Source organism: Sphingobacterium sp. UBA7038 (assembly GCF_002494055.1).
GTDB lineage: Bacteria > Bacteroidota > Bacteroidia > Sphingobacteriales > Sphingobacteriaceae > Sphingobacterium > Sphingobacterium multivorum.
Window position 1 is genome coordinate 56,034 of sequence record NZ_DLAV01000030.1, and the last position, 18,722, is coordinate 74,755.

At 40.7% G+C, this 18,722-nt stretch carries 18 protein-coding genes; 7 read left to right on the top strand and 11 right to left on the bottom strand.

The features are described 5' to 3' along the window. Positions 1-43: 43 nt before the first annotated feature. The 8 genes from B3H30_RS19485 to B3H30_RS19520 all read right to left on the bottom strand — a co-directional run bounded on the left by B3H30_RS19485 (position 44) and on the right by B3H30_RS19520 (position 9,502). On the bottom strand, positions 44-1,480 hold the full coding sequence (locus B3H30_RS19485; RefSeq protein WP_286774623.1) for a phosphatase PAP2 family protein: 1,437 nt from the start codon (positions 1,478-1,480) through the stop codon (positions 44-46). Beyond that, on the bottom strand, positions 1,462-2,217 hold the full coding sequence (locus B3H30_RS19490; RefSeq protein WP_070561595.1) for an SDR family NAD(P)-dependent oxidoreductase: 756 nt from the start codon (positions 2,215-2,217) through the stop codon (positions 1,462-1,464). Before B3H30_RS19490 ends, B3H30_RS19485 begins: the two co-directional genes overlap by 19 nt. Then, complete coding sequence (locus tag B3H30_RS19495; protein WP_286774624.1) at positions 2,214-3,242, bottom strand: patatin-like phospholipase family protein; 1,029 nt, start codon at positions 3,240-3,242, stop codon at positions 2,214-2,216. The genes B3H30_RS19490 and B3H30_RS19495 overlap by 4 nt, the downstream gene beginning before the upstream one ends. Positions 3,243-3,292: 50 nt before the next feature. Next, complete coding sequence (locus tag B3H30_RS19500; RefSeq protein WP_286709459.1) at positions 3,293-4,123, bottom strand: phosphatidate cytidylyltransferase; 831 nt, start codon at positions 4,121-4,123, stop codon at positions 3,293-3,295. Then, on the bottom strand, positions 4,116-4,700 hold the full coding sequence (locus B3H30_RS19505) for a CDP-alcohol phosphatidyltransferase family protein (RefSeq protein ID WP_204990926.1): 585 nt from the start codon (positions 4,698-4,700) through the stop codon (positions 4,116-4,118). The genes B3H30_RS19500 and B3H30_RS19505 overlap by 8 nt, the downstream gene beginning before the upstream one ends. Positions 4,701-4,878: 178 nt before the next feature. After that, positions 4,879-6,363 (bottom strand): TPM domain-containing protein, encoded by a 1,485-nt coding sequence (locus B3H30_RS19510; RefSeq protein WP_286709460.1) that lies wholly within the window; start codon positions 6,361-6,363, stop codon positions 4,879-4,881. Between the two features lie 288 nt (positions 6,364-6,651). Then, positions 6,652-7,974 (bottom strand): gluconate:H+ symporter, encoded by a 1,323-nt coding sequence (locus tag B3H30_RS19515; protein ID WP_286709461.1) that lies wholly within the window; start codon positions 7,972-7,974, stop codon positions 6,652-6,654. A gap of 16 nt (positions 7,975-7,990) precedes the next feature. Then, the gene (locus tag B3H30_RS19520) at positions 7,991-9,502 is read right to left on the bottom strand and encodes a gluconokinase (RefSeq protein ID WP_286709462.1); all 1,512 of its coding nucleotides are present in this window, start codon (positions 9,500-9,502) and stop codon (positions 7,991-7,993) included. A gap of 180 nt (positions 9,503-9,682) precedes the next feature. On the opposite strand from B3H30_RS19520, the gene B3H30_RS19525 reads away from it, so the two are divergent. After that, positions 9,683-9,862 (top strand): hypothetical protein, encoded by a 180-nt coding sequence (locus B3H30_RS19525; RefSeq protein ID WP_070561606.1) that lies wholly within the window; start codon positions 9,683-9,685, stop codon positions 9,860-9,862. Positions 9,863-9,902: 40 nt separating this feature from the next. Here the strand turns inward: B3H30_RS19525 and B3H30_RS19530 are convergent, their stop codons facing one another. Further along, a complete protein-coding gene (locus B3H30_RS19530; RefSeq protein ID WP_046674822.1) occupies positions 9,903-11,534 on the bottom strand; it encodes an ABC-F family ATP-binding cassette domain-containing protein in 1,632 nt (543 codons plus the stop codon). Positions 11,535-11,618: 84 nt separating this feature from the next. On the opposite strand from B3H30_RS19530, the gene trmD reads away from it, so the two are divergent. From trmD to dusB, 6 genes are all read left to right on the top strand, one after another. Then, a complete protein-coding gene (gene trmD, locus B3H30_RS19535) occupies positions 11,619-12,296 on the top strand; it encodes a tRNA (guanosine(37)-N1)-methyltransferase TrmD (protein ID WP_070561607.1) in 678 nt (225 codons plus the stop codon). Between the two features lie 258 nt (positions 12,297-12,554). Beyond that, complete coding sequence (locus B3H30_RS19540; RefSeq protein WP_115046992.1) at positions 12,555-13,958, top strand: anthranilate synthase component I family protein; 1,404 nt, start codon at positions 12,555-12,557, stop codon at positions 13,956-13,958. After that, positions 13,955-14,248: a chorismate mutase gene (locus tag B3H30_RS19545; RefSeq protein ID WP_070561610.1), complete on the top strand. Its 294-nt coding sequence runs from the start codon at positions 13,955-13,957 to the stop codon at positions 14,246-14,248. Before B3H30_RS19540 ends, B3H30_RS19545 begins: the two co-directional genes overlap by 4 nt. After that, positions 14,235-14,810 carry an anthranilate synthase component II gene (locus B3H30_RS19550; RefSeq protein ID WP_070561612.1) on the top strand — a complete coding sequence of 192 codons (576 nt, stop codon included), beginning with the start codon at positions 14,235-14,237 and terminating at the stop codon, positions 14,808-14,810. Before B3H30_RS19545 ends, B3H30_RS19550 begins: the two co-directional genes overlap by 14 nt. Before the next feature lie 11 nt (positions 14,811-14,821). Further along, on the top strand, positions 14,822-15,604 hold the full coding sequence (gene trpC / locus B3H30_RS19555) for an indole-3-glycerol phosphate synthase TrpC (RefSeq protein WP_286709463.1): 783 nt from the start codon (positions 14,822-14,824) through the stop codon (positions 15,602-15,604). A gap of 185 nt (positions 15,605-15,789) precedes the next feature. Continuing rightward, positions 15,790-16,785, top strand: a complete 996-nt coding sequence (dusB, locus tag B3H30_RS19560) for a tRNA dihydrouridine synthase DusB (protein ID WP_070561616.1) — start codon at positions 15,790-15,792, stop codon at positions 16,783-16,785. 67 nt (positions 16,786-16,852) lie between these two features. Here the strand turns inward: dusB and B3H30_RS19565 are convergent, their stop codons facing one another. Next, positions 16,853-18,322 carry a lipopolysaccharide biosynthesis protein gene (locus B3H30_RS19565; protein ID WP_286709489.1) on the bottom strand — a complete coding sequence of 490 codons (1,470 nt, stop codon included), beginning with the start codon at positions 18,320-18,322 and terminating at the stop codon, positions 16,853-16,855. A gap of 44 nt (positions 18,323-18,366) precedes the next feature. Beyond that, on the bottom strand, positions 18,367-18,648 hold the full coding sequence (locus B3H30_RS19570) for an acylphosphatase (RefSeq protein ID WP_046674815.1): 282 nt from the start codon (positions 18,646-18,648) through the stop codon (positions 18,367-18,369). Positions 18,649-18,722: the final 74 nt, after the last annotated feature.

Sequence of the window (18,722 nt, forward strand, 5' to 3'; positions counted from 1 at the left end):
ATCAAATAGTATATTTCATAACAAAGATCATGCAAAGGACCGTCTAGCTATTTCTCTCGACCAGCACCTCCATCAACTCAAGTGCATGTCTATGCAATACAAAATGCTTATTATGAGATTTAACCCGATCTATAGCATCCGTTAAATCTAAAGATAATATTTTTTGTGACAATAGAACAGCAAAAATCATACTCCTGCTGTAACCCATTGTACAATGTATAATCATATTTTCACCTCGCTTCAATTGTTGATAACTGATTACGAGCGCTGCCAATATCCTTTCGGCAACCGACAATTTAATTGCTGCTATATCCAACAATGGAAACGAATGATAGTTTTTCTCTAAATGTAGAATAGGTATTTCTTCCAATTCAGCAGCCAGATCAAAAACAACCAGATGCTTATTCAGACCAAGCACACGGAGATCTCCTGCAGTCATCCTCGGCCCCACATAACAACCTGGTAAAATTTCAAATAAAGGCGGATTATTGCTGCGTCTGACAAAACGCCACAGTAACCAATATATGCATTGATATGGACAATAAAACCATTTTTTAAATCCAGGTATCCAACCTTTTTCATTTTTTAAAAACCTTGGATTATTGATAACATAATTCCTTCCTACCGCAATGCAGACCAGGGATGGCCAACACAGAAGATATAATCCAAAAGCATGAGCTCCGCCCCACAATGCCAGTAACAGTAAATTCCAGCCAATGGTATAGTAAACGTTACCAATTCTTTGGTTTCTACGACAAATCTCCGCTTCCAGGTCTAATTTCGTCTTTTCGTATAAATTCGCCTTTTCGGTACCAGCCAAAAAGGGCAACTTCCCGGCCTTTAACATAGATAATGCACTGTCATGAAGCAGTCCCGATGGAGATGGGAATAGAACGAATCCCATATGAACCAAAATCAATGCGGTCAGCACATCCACCAGATGGTGCTGATAAACGGTGAGTGTAGCAATCCCCGTGAGCAGCAGCCAAATTCTCACAGCCTCTTTTTTCCATCCTTTTAGCTGCCTACCGAGCACCGCCCAAAACAGACATGCATAGGCCACATGCAACGAAGGTGCTTGATTAAATGGGGAATCGTACTTCCCTAAAAAGGCGAAGAAAAATTCAAAAACTGGATACTCGACGCTAGGCCTATCAAAAGAAAATCGCAAGGGAAAAATAAAAAAACAACAAATAGAGAAGATGGTAATGAAACTGAAACGCTTCGTATAGACCCAAAGCTCTTCTCGACTTCGACAACAGAAAGGAACCACAGCGAAGAACAAACCACTGCTCATGTAGGGTATAATCATCCAAGAAACGAACGGCATAAAGTGTTCAAAAGGAAACACAAACGAAGATACAGTAGTCTGATTTGCAGCGTGGACCGCAGCAGCAGAATAAGTCACCTGGAAAAATAGCGCACAATAAAGGAAAACAGCAAATTGCAGTCCCCTATTTTTCAGTCGTTTTTCATCCATTTGGCCTTCCTCGACATAATTTTATTCAATACGATATTTGGAAGTAGTCCCAGCGATGCCATTAACCACTTCATACGCTTCGGAAACACTACTTGCTTCTTCTTCTGGTCGATAGCTGCCATTATACGCTGTGCAGCGTCGTCTACGGGTATTAAAAATGGTTTTTTAGACAAATCTTGCTTATTGAGCGCTCTCAGTTTATCCGTATCAACATAGCCCGGGGCGATAACAGTAACCGCAATTCCATACGGCTGGAGTGCCCTCCGATATGCATCAGCCACTTGGATTGCAGCACGCTTGGTCTTACTATATAGGCTTGAATTGGGAAAATGAAGCGTTCCCGATACCGATGCGACGATTGCAATCTGTCCTTCCGACTGACCCTGCATAACCATTCTTGCCGCTTCGAAACAATTTATCGTACCCATCATATTCACCTGTAGCATGGCAACCGCCTCCTGATAACTTATCTGTTGAGCAACGTCATCTGCGTAACTCCCGGTACAATTGATAAAGAGGTCCAAAGATGAATGTGCACAAAATGTGCTGACCGCACCCTGCAGACTGTTTAATTGACATACGTCTACTTCAAAACTTTTAAGGCTATGCGTCCAGGAATATGCTGACACTTTCGTCAGATCACGACCACACACAGCGACCTCTGCTCCCTGTTCGAGGTAGCGCTTGGCCAAAGCAAGGCCTATTCCACTTGTGCCACCGGCAATAAATACTTTCATTTCAATGATTTTAATGTCACCTCATAGCCATAGTTCCATTGCGCTTCCATCGCTTCAGCAAATTCTTCCAGATCTCTCGGGAAAGAAAGCGTAACTTCAAATTTACGCCAATCAATTCCTTTTTTACAGTATTTCCCAGCTAATTGTTTCGCGGCATCCTGTGTATCTATCCAATGTGCATACGGAAAATGTTGTTCCAAATCTGCTAACCGTTTATTTCCGCTAAAGCCCAATACTGCCCGTACCAACGCTTCTTCTTGTGGTTTGTAAGGTTGTTTTCGCTCACATATAATGTTTTCAGCAAGCACATTTGCTAGCTCCATTGGAACGAGATCAATTGCTCCACCAGCGTAATGGGTATTATTGTAACATACAGGTTTAATATAAAACATATCGGACATCGAAATACGGGCCGCCTGTAGCACAGAAAATTCAGCGCTCAAACGAACTTCTTCAGCCACTGCACTGTGCACATAATTCTCATCCGCAATGCCTATTGCCTCAATAGGCACATTGGCCAATACATCCTTAGTTCCCATCAGCATTTTTTGATAGAGTTTCCGATCTCCACGCCGCTGCCCTACTTCAGACGGGCTGAACAGCATTTTAGCGCCGACCACCAGTGCCGGTATTGCTACCGAGAATGGTCTATCTAAAGTAGGCAATAGTAAGGAAAGATCCTGTTCCATATCAGCGAGATAGCGATTAAAGACATCCTCGATAAAGGGCGCCCGTTTTTCGTTCAGCTGTTTTTTCAAAACATACACGCCCAGCTTCCCCAAACGACGCTGTTCAGTGAGCCGATGATGCAAGAAAAACCGATAAAATTCTTCAGATTGTAGATAGCACTTGCGGGCTTCATGTGTAGCAAAGGCCTGTATAACAGCGACTGCCATTGAACCGCCGCAACTCGCTATAAGCAGATCTGGTTTTAAGCCCAGCTCATCTAACGCAGCGTACATGCCCAGATATAGACTGAACCGCGTTCCACCCCCTGAAAATAAAACAGCACGTTGGTAAGCCATCACATTGAAATTTTAATTAACCTTCTCTCTACTACATTCGTCAAATTTTATTAATTCCCCAACAACAGGATAATCAGAGCATAAAACAGTGGCGCATTGAAGATCAGACTATCGATACGGTCCAATAAGCCACCATGCCCGGGAATCAATGTTCCAGTATCTTTCACTCCTGCCTTCCTTTTCAGATAGGAAAAAAGAACATCTCCCCAGAATCCCAAAATACCGAAGAACAAACCGAACAACGAAAAGTATAGAAAATTCTGAAAAGGCAGTAGGAAATACCCCAATAAATTACTCAGTATAATTGTTAAGCCGATACCGCCCACACATCCAGCAATTGTCTTATTTGGGCTAATACGCGGAACGATTTTACGTTTGCCAAAAAACTTGCCCATCAGGTATTGAAAGACGTCATTCAGTTCCGTTAACACAACAATATATCCGATTAATTTTAGTCCTAGGAACGCGATGCCATCCATTTTAATGGATCGGATAAAAGCTAAATGGCTAAAGGCAAGCAAACAAGCTACGGCGCCAAAAAACAGTCCAAATACAGTTCCCTTCTTAACCTTTAAACCATAGTTGAAAAATAAAGCAGTCCCTAAACACATGAAGCTGGCCAGCACTAAATATTCTTGATAGGAACAAAAGTACAGAAGCAACGCTTGCAACAATGCCATGGAAAGAAATACAAATGGATTCGCCTTCCATTCAGGGATAAACATACGCGCAAACTCGCACATCCCTTGAAAGGTTATCCAGGCAACAAACAAAGGTGATAATGTTGGTGGGACGAAAGCAACCGCCAGCACCAAGACAATGTAACCCCAGCTTCTAACACGAACTGGAACATCTGCAAACTTGCCATTGGCATCAGCCATGCGCCAAAGCCTTTCTCAATCGAGTTACCGAACTCAAAAGTAAGAGTAAGCACAAAACGCCAAAAATATAGCCCGAAATAGCAACGATAGAAATATGCAATAATGCTAAAATTCCATATACGCCCAACAGCAAAGCACGATCACTTTTGCCCATCGGCCCATCGTAACGACGATCATTGGCAATTACCTTCCCTATCAATCCACAAAATTCATTCACAACACTCAAGACAATAAAAGCGACGATTGGATACACGCTTTCCGGATGAAACTTCAACAAAGGAAAAAATAGCACGACATCCGAAACAATATCTCCGACTTCGTTCAAAACCTCTCCGGTCTTGCTTGTCTGATTAAAAAGCCTCGCCATCATACCGTCTAAGGCATTCAAGGCCATGCGTAATAACAATCCGATTGGCAGGACCAAAAAGAAAATCGGGAAACGATCAGCATACCAAAAAAACAAAGCAATGATCAACGAGAATACGATCGATCCAATTGTAATTTGATTGGCCGTTATCTTCCTTTGATGCAAAAAGTTCAAGATCGGCATCAGCAACTGCTGAAATTTTGGTTTCAATTTATAAACAGAAATCATATAGCGCTAGCTGTAACTTATTTTTTATTTTTTTAAAAAAAAATTTGCATAGTGTAATAAATACACTATATTTGTATCATCATAATTTAGGTTTATAATTGGTTATTTAAGGTTTTCATTCTCCCCGTTTGGAAACCTTTTTTTTGCCCTAAATTACGGATTACCATCTTCCGCCTGCACCACCGCCACCAGAAGATCCGCCACCAAAACTACCACCACCGCCACTACTACTCGATCCTCCGCCAGAGCTACTCGATGTTGAGCGCACTTTAACTGGAGTTGAATGTTCACCATGGGATACCCGATGGCCACAGTTCTTGCATAAGTCAAAGCGTTCTTCCAATCCCTGCGAACTATACGTTGCTGCACGTATCGTCTTGGTACGCCCGGTCTCAAAAGTTCTGTAATGACATGCAGGACAATCACTGAACCCAACATTTTCATCCCAGGGAACCAGCTTTGTTTCATTGGTCGTCTGATCTATCCATATTTCGTACGAACGGCTACCGATTTTTTCCTCCAAAAGCTGCCCCTTATCCAGGTATGCACTTTCTCGGGTAGACACATCATCCTTATTCATGCGCAACCAACGTCCAGATTGATCTGGAGGGGCCAATCGAAGTTGATTCTTCCGAATGCGTTTATTTAATCCAATGAGATCAAATAGCGCCAATGGACTAAGCAATAGCGGAATTAAGCCCCAAACACGAAATTTGCGCAAAGCTTTTTGTATATTTTCTTCGTCCTGATAAGAATTGACAATCTGCGTACGACTTGCATTATACTTCATCGCCAAGGTAATACTACCAAAAACACCAATAAAATAAGGTAAATTTTTCCACTGATAGACCTCCTCAAAATTATTGAGGGCAAATGCACAGATAAACACCGAGATAAACATTACTATCCCCATACAGCCGCATCCGCTGACTAAAGGCGGGAAATATTTACTTTTTTTGGTCAACTTCCCTTTGATCGCTCGGGTCACCTCACCCAACCAGATATAACAGATTGCAAACAAACCTAAAACCAACAGTGAATTTCGCAGGATTGGACTTTTAAAGCTCCAGACAGGTGTTGCCTCTGGCATTAAGCGTTCCAGCTCGGCTTTACTATCCGGTGAGGTGAGAATGGTCTTTATAAAATCTGAAGCCTCCATAACACCCCGGTCGTAATCCTCATTCCTAAAATTAGGTACGAGATATTTTTCGCCAATGCGCTTTAAATAAGCGTCGGGCAAAATACTTTCCATACCATACCCAGTGATAAAACGGTATTCATGGCGGTCTTTAGCAATAAACAACAAAAGCCCATTGTTACTTTCCTTCTTACCGATCCCCCAGGCATTGAATAATTTTAAAGCAAATTCGAAATCACTGTCGCCAACGTAATCGTTCACAACAACGATGGCAAATTCACTTTTTGTAGTAGCCTCAATCTGCGTTGATAAACCATCTAATTCCGCCACTGTACCCGAAGATAGAATCCCATCGGGATTGGACACAAAATAATCCTGCCCCTTTATTTTTGGACTGGGCAAATTGTCTACTGTATAAGCAATTGATTGTCCAAAAGACGGTAACCCAGATAGGCAGCTTACCAACAGGATTGAGCAAAGTATATAAAATCGGTGTAATCTCCACATAATTTTAGAACAACAAAAATTTGGTTCATTGTCACGATATTAAGAAAAAAAAATCAAACAAAGGTTTCCGTCAAAAAATAGCCCATAATCAACCGATTATGGGCCTGTATAATTCAATATTCGTTTGAGCTATTACTATACATCCTTACGATTACTTCATATCATCATTTTGTTGAGCTACCGTGACAGTACACGATCGTGTTTATGTTGTTTATAAAGAAGCAATGCTTAGAAAGGTGAGATTATTAACTAAAGATGTATGACAATAGGAAACTTTCCCATTCGCTGTCAATGACCAAGCCAATGTAAAATCAAGACGCCAATCAATCCAACAACAGAAACGAGCGTTTCCATCACCGTCCATGAGCGAAACGTATCCTTCATGCTCACTCCAAAATAAGATTTAAACATCCAAAACCCAGGATCGTTGACGTGTGAGAACATAAGACTACCCGCTCCCGTCGCTAGCACCATTAATTCAGGAGTAACCTTTCCTGCCTGCACAATGGGAAGCATAATGCCCGCTGCCGTGAGCCCAGCAACACTAGCCGAACCGATAACTAGGCGAATGATACCGGCTATTAACCATGCAAGTACAAGAGGCGACAAGCTCAGGTCTGCGGTTATGTCAGCGATGTAGTTCGCTACACCACTGTCTACCAAAATTTGCTTAAAGGCGCCTGATGCCGCAATGATAAAAAGGATCATCATTATCCCGCGGATTGCTTCCTCCACACTTTCTGATTGCTCCCGCAAACTTTTACCTTGGCGGATACCCATTGTGTACATCGCCATTAGCGATGCAATCATTAAAGCCACAACCGGGTCACCCAAGAAACGTAGTGCCTTCAGCCAAGAGGAGCCTTCTGGAAATATTAGATGTGAAAATGAACCAAAAGCAATTAAAATTATTGGAAAAAGCCCCGTAAATATGCTAATTGCAAATCCGGGAAGCTCTTTCCTATCCGCTTGATTGTGTTCAGGAAAAAACTCGGTCGGTGGGTTGGTCGGAATATGCTTAAGCATCCTTCCAAAGAGCGGTCCACCCATAATGATGGCAGGAATTGCCACAATAATCCCATAGACCATTGTTAAACCGATATCCGCTTTGTAGGTAAGCGCTATGGCCGTAGCTCCCGGATGTGGTGGCAAATAACCATGTGTCACGGACAGCGCTGCCAGCAACGGCATGGCTATGTAAAGCAAAGGCATTTTATTGGAAACACATACCATGAAAACGAATGGTACTAAGACGATAAAACCGACATTGTAAAATAAGGGAATTCCTACTAAAAAGCCCGTGAGAACCATTGCCCAAGGTAAGTTCTTTTTGCCAAATACAGCCGTTAGTACCGTTGTAATCTTTTCTGCAGCACCACCCTCCGCCATCAATTTTCCCAGTAAAGACCCGAAAGCCAACAATAGTGCCAACTGGCCCATAGTGGTACTCACTCCGTTTTCAACAGATTTAAGGATGTCGACGGCACTCATATTCATAGCAAAACCGACCGCAACAGAGGTTATCAGTAATGAAAAGATCGTGTTTAACCTGACGACGGTAACTAAAAGAAGTAGTAAAGCTACTCCCAAAATAACGATGATTAGAGGCATAATAATTTATATTTACTTAAAACTCACCTTCCAATATATGGTACAGGCGTTCAAATTTCCGGAAGTTTTTCATATATACAGCGTGATTCTCCGCACTCGGTTTATAATAATGCTCGGTCTCTTGCTCTCCTTCCGCTTGTTTGTTTTTTATAGTAGGCTCACATCCCTGAATACCCAAGGCTTCCAAGCCTATCAATGCTGCTCCCCATGCAGAGCTTTCTACTGTATTTTTGGTGAATACAGGTTTATTGAAAATGTCTGCAAGCATCTGCACGAACAACGATGACCGCGCCAAGCCGCCGCTTGCAAAGATCGTATGAATGGGACCGGTGTTCTCCTCTAACGCGATTCCTACACTGTAAATTGCAAACAACATCCCTTCCATCATGGCACGTGCAAAGTGCGCCCTGCCATGATGCAACTGTATTCCAAAATAAACACCTTTAGCATTGGAATTCCAATGTGGTGCCCGTTCACCAGTTAAATAGGGCAAGAATATCAAGCCCTCTGCCCCCGGAACGACGGAGCCGATCAAAGCATCTAACGACGCCGAAAGATCTCCATCTGCTTCCATTTGGGTATATTCGTTCAAAAAGTTGTCTCGAAACCAGTTGCGTAATACACCGCCATTATTAACCGCACCACCAATTATATATTCATTTGATCTCAGTAGGTAGGTAAATAGTCTTTGTTTTTTTTCTTGATTTGCCTGCGAGCTTGCTACGCGAATAGCTCCACTGGTACCTACAGTTACCGAAGCCACTCCAGGACGTATAGCTCCTACTCCGAAATTAGCCAAACAACCATCGCTACCACCTATAACAAAAGGGGTATCTTCAGGGATATGCATCAAGGCCGCAATTTCTCGGCTAGGCATATTTAAAATATAATTGACCGGAACTGGAGATGCTAGCTGTTCTTCCGATATGCCCGCCAAGCTTAACGCCTGATCAGACCATCTTAGGTGATGTATGTCGAAAAGCCCTGTTGCAGATGCAATGGAATGATCGACCACATACACGCCAAAGAGCCGGTAAAAAAGAAATTCTTTGATACCGATAAACTTGTACGATTGAGCAAATAATTTTTGATCATTGGCCCCTATCCACATTAATTTGCAAAGCAAAGACATGGGATGTATTGGTGTACCCGTCTGCTGATAAAGCAACCTGCCCGCCTCACTTGCCTCCAAGGCAACCGCAATATGCTCACTTCTGCGATCTGCCCATATAATGCAATTGCTAAGTGGCTGTCCTGCCGAGTCAACAGCGATCAGTCCGTGCATAGCACTGCTCACCGAAATACATACAGGTTTCGGTATCTCCCCACTAGATTGCCTTAAGCTAATCATGACATGCATAATAGAATCAATACATGCGCCATAAACAATCTCCGGATCTTGCTCATACCACCCTTCCAACGGGTTTATTATAGGATAAGGTATACTATGCTGGGATAAGATGTTACCTGCGTGGTCAAATGCAACAGCTTTCGCAGATGATGTCCCAATGTCTAATCCAATGATCATAAATAAAATTGATGTTTAGGAAAGTTCAATATACGGAATATCTGTTAGCTTACAACAAAAGGCTCAATACCAGCAAAGTAATTGGAGCGAGAAAATCGCCGCATACCGATCTACTGATAATTGTCTTTCGTAGTATCAACATAAATGGTAAATTTCAACTTAGAAAAATGGTATTAAACGATGAGTATAGACAAAAAGAATAACTACGATTTTGGAATAGTTGGACTCGGCGTAATGGTATTGATCGGGAAGGTGTCTTTCACACACTTTGGGATTAAGGAAAAAAAGCTTGAAGGCTCGATTAATATTCTTTTAAAACACAAAAAAGCGGCTTTTATATCAAAAAGCCGCTTTTTATAACTGAGCCCCTATCGGGTTTTACACGACGTTTATCTAGATGCTAACGTTCAATATCTTTCAAGCTACTCATCTTCTTGTATTCCAAGAAACCTTTAATATCTTCAAAATGCTCCCGTACACGTTTATTTCCGAATTCAAAGACTTTCTCTGCCAAACCATCCAAAAAGTCACGGTCGTGCGAAACAAGGATCAATGTACCATCGAAATCTTTTAAAGCATCTTTGATAATGTCCTTTGTCTTCATATCCAAATGGTTTGTGGGCTCATCAAGAATCAATACATTGACCGGTTCCAACAACAATTTTATCATCGCCAAACGCGTTCTCTCCCCTCCAGATAATACTTTCACCTTTTTAGTTGTATCATCGCCGCTAAACATGAAAGCCCCCAAAAGATCTTTCATTTTAACACGTACATCGCCTACTGCGATTTGATCAATGGTATCAAAAACAGTCATTTCACCATCAAGTAAGGCTGCCTGATTCTGTGCGAAATAGCCAATTTTTGCATTGTGGCCAACTTTTAACGTACCTTCGAAATCGATCTCACCCATAATTGCTTTGATCATGGTAGATTTACCCTCACCGTTCTTTCCGACAAAAGCAACCTTTTCACCACGTTCGATAACCATATTTGCTTTTTGAAACACAACATGTTCATCATAAGCTTTGGTTAGATCCTCAACAATAACAGGATATTGACCCGAACGCGGAGATGGTGGGAACTTAAGACGCAATGCGGAAGTATCCACTTCGTCAATCTCGATGATTTCCAATTTCTCCAACATCTTTACACGTGATTGTACCTGCAATGTTTTAGAATAGGTTCCTCTGAAACGATCAATAAACTCCTGATTGTCCGCAATAAAGCGTTGTTGCTCTTCATATGCTTTTAGCTGATGCTGGCGACGCTCCTGACGTAATTCCAGGTAATGACTATACTTGGCACGATAATCATAAATCCGTCCCATCGTCACCTCAATGGTCCTATTGGTGATATTGTCGACAAATGCCCTATCGTGCGAAATAACGATAACTGCTTTAGCCGAATTGACCAAGAAATCTTCCAGCCATTGAATACTCTCGATATCCATGTGGTTGGTTGGCTCATCCAATAAAATCAAATCCGGCTTCTTCAATAATATTTTAGCTAATTCGATACGCATCCGCCAACCACCCGAAAACTCAGAAGTCTGTCTTGTAAAATCAGAACGCTCAAAACCGAGTCCCTTCAAGACCTTTTCAACTTCTGCATCATAATTAACTTCCTCAATTGAATAGAACTTTTCGCTTAATTCGGATACACGTTCGATCAATTGCATATAATCATCAGACTCATAGTCTGTACGGATATTTAATTGCTCATTCAGGTTTTCCAACTCATCACGCATACCATAGACTTCTTCGAAAGCCTTTGACGTTTCCTCAAAAACAGTCACGTTATCCTCTGTTAGCAAATGTTGCGGTAAATAAGCTATAATGGCATCTTTCGGACCAGCAACATTACCTGTAGTAGGTTTACCCACTCCAGCGATAATTTTCAATAAAGTCGATTTACCGGCGCCATTTTTACCCATCAATGCGATCTTATCATTCTCATTGATGGAGAAGGATACATCTGAAAAAAGAGTTGTTCCCCCAAAGGAAACAGAAATATTATTTACGTCAATCACTGTATATACACTTAATTTTGGCACAAAGATAAGCGAATCAATCTTATAAATAGACAATGGTGCATTTTTGTGTATCTTTGCCCCATGCGTTTTGATATTATTACGGTCTTACCTGACCTCTTGGAAAGTCCATTTGCACACTCTATTTTGCAACGAGCAAAGAACAAAGGCTTGGCTGAAATATATGTCCATAATTTAAGAGACTATTCAACAAATAAACACAAAAGTGTCGATGATTATCCGTACGGGGGCGGATCGGGCATGGTCCTTCAAATAGAACCCTTTGCCAAGTGTATTGAGGAATTGCAGTCTGAACGGGAATACGATGAGATCATTTACATGACTCCCGATGGTGAAACATTCAATCAGGATATTGCGAACGGATTATCGACAAAAGGAAATATGATGATTCTCTGTGGGCATTACAAGGGAATAGATCAACGTATCCGTGATATTTATGTAACAAAGGAGATATCTGTAGGTGATTATGTATTGTCTGGAGGTGAACTTCCAGCGGCGATTGTTACAGATGCTGTGATCCGTCTGATTCCCGGAGTTTTGTCGGATGAAACATCCGCGCTTTCAGATTCTTTTCAGGATGGATTACTTGATGCACCTATCTATACACGCCCTGCAGACTGGAAAGGCCACAAAGTGCCTGATATTCTCCTTAGTGGTCATGAGGCAAAAATCGCTGCATGGAAAGATGAACAACAGTTAAAAAGAACACAAGAAAGACGTCCTGATTTATTAAATGATTAAAAAATAAGGTGAATTTTTGTTTTTTTGTCACAAAAAGTTTGCTTATTTATTTTTTTTTATAAATTTGTGTAATAATGACACGAAGATATACAAATACAAATTGGTGGTGGCCTGAAGCAATAAGCATCGGGAACTAATTGGTATTGTCATAATATTTCATAATCAACCAAAACCATTTATGGAAATTCCAACCCCGATGCTGACCAGTATCGGGGTTTTTTTATACATAATTTACAAAAAGAAGATAAGACACAAAAAATGAAGTATACATTCAAAACACAAACCAGAAAGTTGCTTGCGGATACAACTACCCCCGTGAGCATCTATCTTCGTCTAAGAGATATCTTTCCAAACTCCTTGTTACTGGAAAGCTCCGACTACCATAGTCGCGACAACAACATAAGTTATATCTGTTGTCAACCAATAGCTGGAATCCAGCTCGATGAGGAAGAGCTGACGCTCACTTATCCGGGTAGAGAACGTATCGCAAAAAGTGCACACGAAATCGAATTACGTCAAGAAGTTTCCGATTTTAGAAATTCGTTCGAAGATCATACAATTGCTGAACTTAACTTGATCTCCAATGGCCTATTTGGTTACTTCACCTTCGATTGTATTGAACACTTTGAGGACATCAAACTCACAACAACGGTAGATCCAGCACGGAAAATACCGTTTATGCAATATCATGTTTACAAATATGTCATTGCCATCGACCACTTCCGTAATCAACTCTATATTTTTGAACATCTGCTGGACGACGAAGAATCAGAACTTGAAAGAATGCAGTTCCTTATTCAGAACAAAAACTTCCCTGAATATACCTTCAAACTAGCTGGTGAGGAAAGCTCCAATCGTACCGATGAAGAACACCGTCAGCTGGTCAAGAAGATGAAAGAGCATATCCAACGTGGCGATGTATTCCAGATTGTTCCATCCAGAGGCTTTAAGACACCATTCTCTGGTGATGAATTCAATGTCTATCGTGCACTCCGCTCCATCAACCCATCACCTTATCTTTTCTATTTTGACTACGGTGACTTTAAACTTTTCGGATCTTCGCCTGAGGCTCAACTGCGTATTCACGGAAAACAAGCGACGATTTTCCCTATTGCAGGAACATTTAAAAGGACAGGCAACATGGAAGAAGATCAAAAAATAGCCACCAAACTCAAAGAAGATCCAAAAGAGACTTCAGAACATGTTATGCTCGTAGATCTTGCCCGCAATGACTTAAGTAGACATTGTATCCAAGTTAAAGTTGAGTCCTACATGGAACCACAATATTACTCCCATATTATCCACTTGGTCTCTAAAGTAACGGGCACATTAAAAGATAATATCAATCCATTTGACATCGTAGGCGATACGTATCCAGCGGGTACACTTTCAGGTGCTCCAAAACATATGGCGTTGACACTGATTGATCGTTACGAAGGATTACAACGCTCATTTTATTCTGGTGCAATTGGATTCATGGGTTTTAACGGCGACTTTAATCATGCCATTATGATTCGTTCCTTCCTAAGTAAACAAAACACCCTACACTATCAGGCCGGCGGTGGTATTGTACTAGATTCAGATCCTGAAATGGAGCTACAAGAAGTAAATAACAAAATTGCTGCTCTACGAAAAGCATTACAATTAGCAGAAACATTATGATCAGACCATTGGAATACTGTGTCAACAAGCAACATATCCATGATTCGGTAGACACTATTGACAACCGCATCGTTGAGCTATTGGCATTACGAAAAACCTATATCGGTAAAGGTAAGGCCTTCAAGGATGAGCAAAACGAAGAGCAGCATATTATTCGGAACCTGGGCAGTAATTATGGAGTGCTGGCAAAAAGATTTAATTTGCCAACCGAATTTATTCAATCTATATTTCAGGAAATTGAAAATTATATTAATCAAGATTTTATAGTAAAAGGTTATGAGCAACAATAAAATAGTCGTTATAGACAACTACGATTCGTTCACTTACAACTTGGTCCATTTGTTACAGGAATTAGATCAAGAGTATGTTGTATGGAGAAATGATAAATTCAAACTGGAAGATATTGATGCTTTCGATAAAATACTTCTTTCGCCCGGACCAGGCATTCCGGAAGAAGCTGGATTATTGCTTGATGTTATCCGTACCTACGCTCCACATAAAAGTATATTGGGCATTTGTTTGGGCCAACAGGCGATCGCAGAGGTTTTTGGTGGTACGCTATTCAATATGGAAAAACCTTTGCATGGCGTAGCAACAAATATTACCGTTGTTGATGAGTCAGAAAAATTGTTTCGCGACTTCCCAAAAGATTCCAAAATAGGACGCTATCATTCTTGGGCCGTAAACAAAGACACCTTACCGGCTAGCCTCAAGGTAACGGCGATCGACGAGAATGGCATCATTATGGCCTTAACCCATACTGAATACGATGTAAGGGGAATGCAGTTCCACCCAGAGTCGGTATTGACCACAAATGGTAAGAAATTAATTGAAAACTGGTTAGGAATCTAACATCTAGAAAAATGACTATACTTGATAAAATCATTGAACGAAAAAAAATAGAAGTAGAACAGGCAAAAGCTTTAGTTCCTTTGGAGGAATTATTAAACTATCCCTATTTCAATGTGGCTTGTCTATCGTTGAGAGAATCTATTCTTGATCCTGAAAAAACAGGAATTATAGCTGAATACAAAAGAGCATCGCCATCAAAAGGAGACATCAATAGCACTTCAGCAGTGGAAGATGTTGTAAAGGCATACGAGGAGGCAGGTGCTTCAGCGGTGTCTGTTCTGACGGATGGGGAATTTTTCAAAGGCAATTTAGAAGATCTATCGAAAGCACGTAAGGCTATTAGCATTCCTATCTTAAGAAAAGAATTCATCGTCGATAAGTATCAGATCGCCGAAGCAAAAGCGTATGGCGCAGACATCATTCTTTTAATTGCAGCATGTCTGAGAAAGGAGGAAGTTCAGGAATTTGCAGCCTATGCACATCAATTGGGTTTAAATGTCTTACTTGAGGTGCATAACGAACAGGAACTGTTGGATAATCTTTTTGATGACATTGACGCAATCGGTGTTAATAATAGAAATCTGAAAGATTTTTCAGTCGACATTCAGCATTCCTATGATCTCCTAGACAAAATACCAACAGAATATATTAAAGTATCTGAGAGCGGCATAGCTGATCCTTCGACAATTAAAGCCTTAAAAAAAGCTGGATTCCAAGGTTTTCTAATTGGTGAAAATTTCATGAAGACAGCCGATCCTGGACAAGCCATCAAAGACTTTGTAAAAGAAATATAGGGAAATCGAACCCTGACAGCAGGACGGCTATCCTCTCCTTTAATTATCGATTTGGCGGGCTTAGCGATTTGAACAGTCAACGTTCGACAGGGTCTGAAGAGATCAAAAATAGGCTTTAAACTCGTGACAGTGAGTTAACTTTATACTAATGCCAAATTTTGTACCTTTGTAAAAAATTATCGAAGATGTCGGTCAAGATTGGTGAAAATATTGATTTGGGTAAATTCCCTTTGTTATTAGCTCCGATGGAGGATGTAAGTGATCCTCCGTTTCGCTATGTGTGCAAACAGAATGGTGTTGATTTAATGTATACTGAATTTATTTCTTCGGAAGGGTTAATTCGGGATGCTGCAAAGTCAATTCAAAAATTGGATATTTTTGAGTATGAACGTCCTATTGGCATTCAGATCTTCGGTGGAGATATTGAAAGTATGCGTCAATCTGCTGAAATCTGCACAAAAGCAGGACCTAATTTAATCGACATCAATTACGGCTGCCCAGTTAAAAAAGTAGTCTGTAAAGGAGCTGGTTCATCCCTGCTACAGGACATCGATAAAATGGTTGCAATGACAAAAGCTGTCGTTGAGGCTACGGATTTACCCGTAACGGTGAAAACACGTCTTGGTTGGGATGACAACACAAAAAATGTATACGAAGTTGCTGAAAGACTACAAGATGTGGGGATCAAAGCACTGGCTATTCATGGACGTACGCGCGCACAATTGTATAAGGGTCAGGCGGACTGGTCCATGATTCGGGATATCAAACGTAATCCGCGTATCAAAATCCCAATTTTTGGCAATGGCGATGTAGACTCTGTCGAAAAAGCTGCGGCATGGCGCCAGGAGTTTGAAGTGGATGGCATTATGATTGGCCGTGCAGCAATCGGATACCCTTGGATCTTTAGAGAAATCAAACATTTTTTCAATACTGGCGAACGTTTAGAAGGACCTACCATTGCTGAACGTGTCGAGGTTTGCCGAACACATCTCAACAAATCCATCGAATGGAAAGGTGACAAATTGGGTATTTTTGAAATGCGTAGGCATTATGCGAATTACTTCAAAGGAATCCCCAACTTTAAAGAACACCGCATGAAATTAGTCAGCTTACAAAGCCAGGCAGAGATTCTTGAGGTACTTTATGAAATTGAACACAATTTCTCCGCAGAAATGGTATAATACTGAAGTCTACAATTTATAAAGAAAAAGGTCGTGCTAAGTTAACATTAGCACGACCTTTTTTCTTTTAAGCATCTTTCTTGATAAATCGCTTGAGCTGATTTCGTTCCATCAAAAATACACCTCCCAGGTAAGCGATTAAAAGTCCATTACCAATAAAAACATTATGATGAAATACAAAGTAAGAAAGGTAGGAGAAACATATTCCCGCAAATATATACATCAGGATCTTTCCCAATTTATAAGGTATAGGGTAATGTTTTTGCCCCCATACATAAGATAGCACAACCATAGCAAAGTAGGCTAAAAATGTGACTATTGATGCTCCCACATAGCTGTATCTCGGAATCAGATAATAATTTGCCACGATGGTTATTCCTGCGCCTACCAATGACATATACAAAGCGTACCGCGTTTGATCAGAAAGCTTATACCATACCGAAAGATTCATATAAATCCCCAGCAGCACATAATTGAACAGCAACAAAGGAACAATGAAAAGTCCAGACCAATATAAGTCACGTGTTTCCACATTTCCTTTAATAAAATACTTCAGCCAGTCAATATTCGCTGTAATCCCCAACATAACTAACATCATGGCAATGACGAAATATTCCATAATTAACGCATAGGTCTTTTTCGCATTTGCATTTTTTGCATAAGAAAAGAAAAATGGCTCTGCCCCCAATCGAAAAGCCTGAACAAAAATACTCAGAAACATCGCCAATTTTCCAACGGCTCCATAGATCCCCAAATCGCGATCACCAATATCCTTAGGCAGGTAGATTGGCAATACAATTTTATCTAAATTTTCGTTGATGATATAAGAAATATTGGCTATTAAAATCGGAAAGCTATAGGATAGCATCTTTAAGATTAGCTGCTTTTCGGGTTTAAAATAAAAACCTCTCATTTCAGGCAGAAGAAATAGAAAGGTCGCTGCACTTGCCACAATATTGGAAATAAATACATAACCTATCCATTCATTTCTGTACCAACCGGAACACCAAGAGCCCAATGCACCTCCATCTTTTATCAAATAGGGAACCAGAGCAATAAAGAATAGGTTAAGAACAACCATAATACCGATATTGGCCAATTTAATAGCACCAAATCGGATAGGCCTTCCCTCCGATCTCAATTTCGCAAAAGGAACAATAGCTAAAGCATCCAATGCCAATATGAGGGCAAAATACTTCACATAGCTCTCGTAATCGGCATTGTAAGTTCCCTTATTCAACCAACCACCAATAGTGCCAGCAAAGACAATGGCCGTTATAAAAAATAATGTTGCCAGAGTGGCAATGACGATAAAACTATTATTGAAAACCTGCTTCTTATCCTTTTCTTCGACTTTTTGGAGAAACCTAAAAAAAGTAGTTTCCATACCAAATGCCAAAACGGCATTGATCATGGACGCCCAGGCGTACATATTGGTAAATATTCCGTAGGACGCAGGTGGATATTTGAGGACATAGAGTGGCGTCATAACGAAATACAGCATACGTGCTATAATCGTACTCAGGCCATAAATCATGGTCTGTCCAGCGAATTTTTTAAGTACTGACAAGGTGAAAAGACTTAAGATTGAACTCTTTTAACTACTTCAAAATTGGAAAAGCCCTTCATTTCGCCTTCCTTTACTTCAACACTTTCAACAATTGCACCCTCGGGCCCTTCTTGGCAGAACTCCAACAGTGAATCTAGTGCAAAATCGTCGCCCTCGCCCTCAATATAGACAGAACCATCTTTTAAATTGACAACAAAGCCCCTAACACCAACTTGATCTGCAACCGCCTTGGTTGTCAATCTAAAAAAGACTCCCTGTACTTTACCTCTTATTGAAATATTCAAATGTTTCATCTGTAACTTATTTTTTCTTCCATCGGTCAGATGGAACTTACCATGACTATAGTTCCGTTATTATAGTCATGGAC